Consider the following 6,929-nt stretch of genomic DNA (forward strand, 5'->3'; position numbering starts at 1 on the left):
TGCTGGCCGGTGCCGGTGTGGTCGGTCTGGCCGTCGGTTTCGGGTCGCAGACGCTGGTCAAGGACATCATCACCGGCTTGTTCACCGTGCCCTTCGGCCCGATGCTCGGCTCGTCGCCGAAGTCGGGCAGGGGCGGGCAGCGGTCCATCACCGCGCGCATCAGCGCGGCGACGCGGTCCGTCTGCTTGCGCAGGCCCTGCCCGCGCTCCCCGTCGTAGAGCGGGTCGTCGAGGAATTTGCGGATCTCCATCAGCGCGCGGAGTTCCACCCCCACCGTCTCGTGCGTGCCCAGGGGCAGCGCCTTGACCCGCGCGAAGGTGTTGAAGAAGCCGACGCTCTCCTCCACGAACAGGATCACCATGCGGGCGTGCAGACGCTCCAGCGCGGTGGTCATCGGGCCGATCAGCTCCTCCATCTCCGACGGGGCGGCGTCCAGCCGCTCCTGGGTCACCGCGGCCAGGGAGAAGAAGTCGCGCACCTTGCGGGAGAATTTGCGGTAGCGGCCCATCCCGCCGACCGACACGCGCTCGCGCGCCGCCGCCGCCAGATCCGCGCACCTCTTCAGCATGTCGTCCAGCCGCATCAGCATGCGGGCGACCTCGCGCTGGCGCTGGGCCGCGCTGACCATGGGGGCGGGCGGGGCCTGCCGGCGGGGGGGCGGGGGGCGTCCCATCATCCTGGTCTGGTCATCCTGATTTGCTCATCCTGATTTGCTCATCCCCGGCCCTAGTTCGCGGTGCGGACGTTCAGAACCCGCTCGCTGCCGCCGCGCATAACCGTCACCTGCAAGGGCGTGCCGACGCGCACCAGCCCCATGCGGTTGCGGAAGTCGGTGGCGCTGCGCACCGGTCGCCCGTTCACGGCGACCACCACGTCGCCGCTGCGGATGCCGGCACGGTCGGCGGCGGACCCGCGTTCCACCTGGGCGATGACCGCCCCGGCGTCGCCGGACAGGTTCATGCTCTCCGCCAGATCGGGGGTCAGATCCTGGATGGCGACGCCCAGCCGCCCGCGCCGCACCTCGCCATACTCCACCAGCTGCTCCATCACGGAGCGGACGATGCTGACCGGGACGGCGAAGCCGATGCCGACCGACCCGCCCGCCGGGCCGATGATGGCGGTGTTGATGCCGACCAGCTCCCCGTTGAAGTTCACCAGGGCGCCGCCGGAATTGCCGGGGTTGATGGAGGCGTCGGTCTGGATGAAGTCCTCGTAGCCTTCGATCTTCAGCCCGCTGCGCCCCAGGGCCGACACGATGCCGGAGGTCACCGTCTGGCCCAGCCCGAAGGGGTTGCCGATGGCGACCAGGAAGTCGCCGACCTTCAACTGGTCCGAATCGCCCCAGGTCAGGGCGGTCAGCTTCTCCGCCTCGATCTTCAGGAGGGCGATGTCGGTCGCCGCGTCCCGCCCGACCAGCTTGGCGCGCAGGCGGCGGCGGTCCTTCAGGGTGACGGCGATCTCCTGCGCGTTCTCCACCACATGGGCGTTGGTGATGACGTAGCCGCGCCGCGCGTCCACGATGACGCCGGACCCGGCGCTGACCTGCGGGCGGGCCTGCTGTTCGGGAACGTTGAAGAAGCGGCGGAAGAAGGGATCGCGCAGCAGCGGGTTCTCCGCCTGCGGCGCCCGCGACAGGACGGCGATGTTGACGACCGCGGGGGTCACCTGCTCCAGCATCGGCGCGATGGTCGTCACCCCGGTGGCCCCGGCGGGCAGCGCGGCGGCGGCGGGCGCCGGACCCGCGCCGGGTGCGCCGACCCCCAAAAGCCCGGCCACGCACGCCGCCGCCGCGAACCGAAGCATCGTCTTCATCGGTATTCCGTCCCCGTTCCCGTTGTCCCGGACCGCATTCCTGCGGCAGCGCCCCTCCGGGCGCGGCGCGGCTGATGTGGGCGAAAGGCGCCCGCGGGTCAAGCCTGCGCATCGCCGTCCCTCGGCACGCCGCACCGGGGCAGGGGAGTATAGGGCAGCGGCGCCCGGGGGAGAAACGTCTAAGCCGGTGCCCGGCCCCTTTGCACGCCCTGCCGCCCCGCCGCGCTGGGGTGCGACATCGCGCGCCGCCCATGTCTTCGTTAAGACTTTGTTCAGAGGGATCTGCGACCCAGAAGTGCAAAGGATTCGCCTGAAATCCAGACCATGACTGGTGTAACCTCAGTTTTCCGAAGACGTGCTTTCTTCCATGGCGGACTCTCAACAGCGGCCCGCCGACGGTGACGACGATGAGCGATGTTCCTCTGCTGGAACTGACCGAGCATGATTACCTCCAGATGGAGGAGGCGCTGTCGCAGACCGCACGCGGCCGCGCGTTCCTGCGCATGCGCGACCGGCGGTCGCGCGTGGTGGCGGCGGACGAGTTCCACCGGCTGACCAGCGCCCTGGAGCAGCAGGTCAACCGGCTGCGCGGGGTGGAGCCGGGCGCCCTGGCCCGCGCCGCGCCGGGGGGCAGCATGGCCGACGGCCTGCAGCTTCAGCAGGAACTGATGTCGATCACCCAGGTGGTGCGCGAGACGCGCAGCGACATCGCCGCGCTGCGCCCCGCCGACACCGGGTCCAACCGCATCGAGGCGGCGACCGGCGAGCTGGACGAGATCGTGGCGGCGACCGAGCGCGCCACCACCGACATCCTGAACGCCACCGAGAAGATCCAGGAAATCACCCAGGGCATCCCGCGCGACGATCCGGACATCGCGGAGATGGTGGACGCCATCGACGCCTGGAGCATCGAGATCATGACCGCCTGCGCCTTCCAGGACATCACCGGTCAGCGCACCACCAAGGTGGTCAACACGCTGCGCTACATCGAGCAGCGCGTGAACACGATGATCGAGATCTGGGGCGTGGACCGCATCGCCACCGCGTCGGAAACGGCGTCCATGGGGGCGGGCGTAGGGGCGGGCGTGGGGGAGGTCTCCTCCCACCGGAAGCTGGGCGACACCCGGCCCGACGCGCATCTGCTGAACGGCCCGCAGCTCGGCGGGCCGGAGGTCAGCCAGGACGACATCGACGCCCTGTTCGACAATCTGGCCAGCCAGCTCCCCCAGGTGATGGAACGGGCGGAGCCCGCGGATGCGCCCGCCCCGCCGCCGCCACCTCCGCCTCCGCCCGCCGCACCGAAGCCGGCCCCGCGTCCCGCCGCCCCGGCGCCCGAACCGTCGGGCGGCGGCAGCGAGATTTCGCAGGCCGACATCGACGCGCTGTTCGCCTGAGGAGCCCATGGCGAACGACGGCTCCCTCAAATCCCGGATACGCCTGAGCCAGGAGCAGCTGGACCGGGTGTGCGAGCGCCACGTCCGCTTCACCGAGGGGCGGCCCAACGGCGCCCGTGCCAACTTGCCCTTCTTCGACCTGACCGGCCTCGACCTTTCGGGCCGCAACCTGACCGGCGCGCATCTGTCCGGAGCCATCCTGCGCGACGCCAAGCTGCGCGGCACCGTCCTGGACCACGCCGACCTCTACGGCGCGGACCTGCGCGGCGCCGACCTGTCGGACGCCCGCCTGTTCCGCACCGACATGCGCGGCGCCAACGTGCGCGGCGCCGTCCTGGACGGCGCGGTGATGGTCGAGGTGGACCTGCGCGACGGCAGCGTGGCCAACCGCAGCGCGTCCGGCGAGCTGAAGGTGATCGGCTTCGAGCCGGGGCCGGCGGACATGGCCTCGGCCAAGCTGACCAACGCCGATATGGCGCGGGCCAAGCTGTCGGGCAGCTTCGCGCGGGCGGCGGACTTCACCAATTCCCGCCTGTCCGGCGCGCGGCTTCAGCGCACCGACCTGCGCGACTGCAACTTCTCCGGCGCCGACCTCCAGGGGGCGGACCTGAACGGCGCCGACCTGCGCGGGGCCAAGCTGGACGGCGCCAAGGTGTCGGAGCTTGACCTCATCACCTCCATCCGCACCGACGAGGAGGCGGAGGTCGCGGCCCAGGCGCCCCGGACCATCCCGGACCCCGAGGACGAACCGGCGGCGGAGCCCGTCCGCCCGGCCATCCCGGCCGCCGACATCGAGGCGCTGTTGCGCCAGCACCTGCTGTGGCTCGGCTCCAGCGGCCAGCAGGGGCGGCAGCTCGACCTGACCGGCCTGAACCTGGACGGGGCGGACCTGTCGGGCAAGGTTCTGACGCTCGCCAAGGGGTCGGGGGTGCGGCTGCGCAACGCCCGGCTGAACGGTGCCCAGTTGCAGGCGGCCCAGTTCGACGGGGCGGACCTGCGCTCCGCCGACCTGCGCGGCGCGGACATGCGCGGCGCGAAGCTGGACCGCGCGATCCTGATCGACGGCTGCCTGGACGGGGCCAACCTGGGGATGCTGCTGATCAGCGCCGGAGCGAAGGTGATGCGCGCCTCGCTGGTGCGCGCCCGCATGGCCGGCGCCTCGCTCAGCGCCACGAACATGAAGGGCTGCGACCTGACGCTGGCCGACCTGACCGGCTGCGACCGCAGCAGCGCGATCCTCGACGAAGCCATCCTGGACGGCACCCGCCTGAGCGGGGCATAGGGCGGGGGCAGGGGCGGACGGGCGCCTGCCGGTCCATTTCCACCACAGAGACACGGAGGCACAGAGAGCGTAGCGCCGCCGGTCGGATCTCTGTGTCTCCGTGTCTCTGTGGTTCACCGTTCCCACAACGAAAAAGCCCCTCCCCGGCGGACCGGGAAGGGGCTTTTCCTTCAAACGCGGCGCGGACGCTATGTCGCCGCTTGGGGGGCGATCTGGCCGCCGGGGGCGATTCCCGGCTGGCCGGACGCCGGCTCCGCCGCCTGATGGGTGATGGCCGGGGCGTGCTCCGGCGTCATCAGCGACAGACTCACGGTCGGGGCCTTCCATTCCAGGCTGTCGAAGGCGCCGCAATGGCCGCACAGGCCGCCCCAGCTCGGGCTGACCGCGTTGCAGGCCGTGCAGGTCCAGGCCGCGTCCGCCGGGGCGTTGGCCGCCTGGGCCAGCCAGGCGCGCGCCGCCTCCTCGTCCTGCCGCTCCGCCCGCTCCAGCTCGGCCAGGAGCTGGTAGACGCGGCGGGAGGGCCGTGCCTCCAGCGCCTTGGTCAGGTGGGCGCGGGCCTCGCCCCAGAGCTGGGCGTCGAGGGCGGCGCGGGCCACGGCGAGCAGCGACTCGACGTCGTGCGGGGCGTGGTTGCGCAGCTTCTCGAACAGCTTCACCCGGTTCATCGGGTCGTAGCTGGACACCACCTCCCGGTAGGCCGAGGTCAGGTCCGGGTGCGGGTTGACGCGCCAGCAGCGCTCGATGGTCTTGGCCGCGTTCTTGTGCTTGCCGATGGCCATTTGCAGCCGGGCCGCGCGGGCCGCCGCCGGGACGAAGCCGGACAGCAGGTCGTGCGCCGCCTGGGCGTGCGACAGGGCGGAATCGGAACGGCCACGGCGCTCCGCCTCGAAGCTGCGCTCCAGAAGCAGGGTGGCGCGGTGGCGGCGGCCCAGGTCGGGGTTGATCGCGCCGGCCTGGACGGCCTGCTGCAGCGTGCCTTCCGCCGCCGCCCATTCGCCGGCGCGGGCTTCCAGGTCGTACAGCGTGCCGAGCAGCCACGGCGTGTTCGGCTGGAGCGACTGGGCGCGGCGGGCGAGCTGGAGCGCCTCCACCCGGTCGCCGGCCTTCAGCGACTGCGTCAGCAGGCCGCGCAGGCCGAGGAAGGCCGTCTCCGGCCGGTCGAGCATGGCGGTGAAGTATTCCTTCGCCGCGCGGTCGTCGCCCTGGAGCTGGGCGGCCTGGGCCGACAGCAGCATGGTCAGCGGCGGCTCGTTCAGCAGGCCGTCGGCCTTGCGGGCCATCTTGCGGGCGGTCGTGGCGTCGCCCGCGGCGACGGCGACCATGCCGCGGGTCAGCGCCTTGTAGCCGCGCTCGCGCCGGCGGGACCGGCGGTAGCGGCCCAGGCTGCGCGGCGCGCCGATGATGGCGCGGGCCAGCCGGTAGAGCACGATGGCCGCGGCCAGCACGGCGACGCCGATCAGAACGGCGATGCCGAAGCCGGTCTCGACGACGTAGCCCTGCCAGTTGACGGAGACCGTGCCGGGATGGTTGGCCAGCCAGACCGCGATCGCGACGACGATGGCGACCTTGATGATGAACCAGATGGCGCGGGTCATTGGGCCGCCCCCTTCACCCCGGCGGACTGCGACAGCAGGCCGATGGCGCGGGCGGTGAGCTGCTGACCGGCCTCGTTGGCGGCCAGACGGGCCTTGGCGTCGGCGATCCAGGGGGCGGCGACCTGCGCCGCCGGACCCTTCAGGGCCGACAGCTCGGTGACGGCGGCGCCGAGGTTGTTCGCCTGAAGGGCCGCTTCGGCGCGGGCGACCACCGCCGCGGCGCCGTCGCCGACCACGCCGCCGCCCTGGCGGCGGACGGTGACCAGCGTGGCGATCTTGCCGGTGACCTGCTCCACCCAGTCGTTGCCCTCGCCCTGGTTGTCGGCGCGCACGATGTCGGAGGCCATGGCGGTGAAGCGGTCGGTGAGCTGCGGCTGGGTCGGCACGCCCTTGGCGGCGTAGCCTGCCACGGCGTCCAGCGGCTGGGCGATCTGCGGGTCGCCGGAACCCACGGCGCGGACGGCCTGGAGTTCCTGCTGGAAGGGCTGGCCGGCGGTCAGGGCGGAGCGGAGCTGCCCGGCGGCGAGCACCAGCGCCTGTGCGGCGGTGGCGGCGTCGCGGCGGGTTTCGACCGCCTGGTTGACGGCGGCCAGCTCCTGCTTCAGTGCGTCCACGTCCTGGCGGACCTGCCCGGCGGCCTGGGCCTCGCTGCTCACCGCATCGACGCGCTGCTGGACCTGGCCGAGCTGTTCGGTCAACTGGGCGACGCGCGGGTCGGGCTCGGACGAGCCGGCGGCGGCCTGCGGGCGCTGCTCGAGCTGCTGGATGCGGGCGGCAAGCTGGCCGACGGCGCTGTCCAGGGCCTGCTGGTCGATGCCGGCGGGAGCGGCGCCGTTGGCCGGGGCG

At 72.4% G+C, this 6,929-nt stretch carries 6 protein-coding genes; 2 read left to right on the forward strand and 4 right to left on the reverse strand.

The genetic code is table 11. From position 1 onward, the window contains the following. Nucleotides 1–676 (reverse strand): hypothetical protein (locus tag QSG27_RS26720; RefSeq protein WP_306711578.1); only part of this gene is annotated, 676 nt, incomplete at its 3' end. A gap of 50 nt (nt 677–726) precedes the next feature. Further along, nucleotides 727–1,812, reverse strand: coding sequence for a Do family serine endopeptidase (locus QSG27_RS26725; RefSeq protein ID WP_306711580.1), 1,086 nt, complete (start codon nt 1,810–1,812; stop codon nt 727–729). Between the two features lie 407 nt (nt 1,813–2,219). Here QSG27_RS26725 and QSG27_RS26730 point away from each other — a divergent pair, with 407 nt between their 5' ends. Together QSG27_RS26730 and QSG27_RS26735 are read left to right on the forward strand one after the other, a co-directional pair. Continuing rightward, a complete protein-coding gene (locus QSG27_RS26730; RefSeq protein ID WP_306711582.1) occupies nt 2,220–3,206 on the forward strand; it encodes a hypothetical protein in 987 nt (328 codons plus the stop codon). Nucleotides 3,207–3,213: 7 nt separating this feature from the next. Then, entirely contained in the window at nt 3,214–4,488 is a 1,275-nt protein-coding gene (locus QSG27_RS26735; RefSeq protein WP_306711584.1) for a pentapeptide repeat-containing protein, read from the forward strand. A gap of 188 nt (nt 4,489–4,676) precedes the next feature. Here the strand turns inward: QSG27_RS26735 and QSG27_RS26740 are convergent, their stop codons facing one another. Next, entirely contained in the window at nt 4,677–6,083 is a 1,407-nt protein-coding gene (locus QSG27_RS26740) for a heme biosynthesis protein HemY (protein WP_306711586.1), read from the reverse strand. After that, nucleotides 6,080–6,929, reverse strand: an 850-nt coding sequence (locus QSG27_RS26745; RefSeq protein WP_306711588.1) for a COG4223 family protein, incomplete at its 5' end; no start/stop codon positions are given. The genes QSG27_RS26745 and QSG27_RS26740, both read right to left, overlap by 4 nt.

Origin of the sequence: Azospirillum isscasi, assembly GCF_030849505.1 — a bacterium.
GTDB classification, from domain to species: Bacteria; Pseudomonadota; Alphaproteobacteria; order Azospirillales; family Azospirillaceae; genus Azospirillum; species Azospirillum isscasi.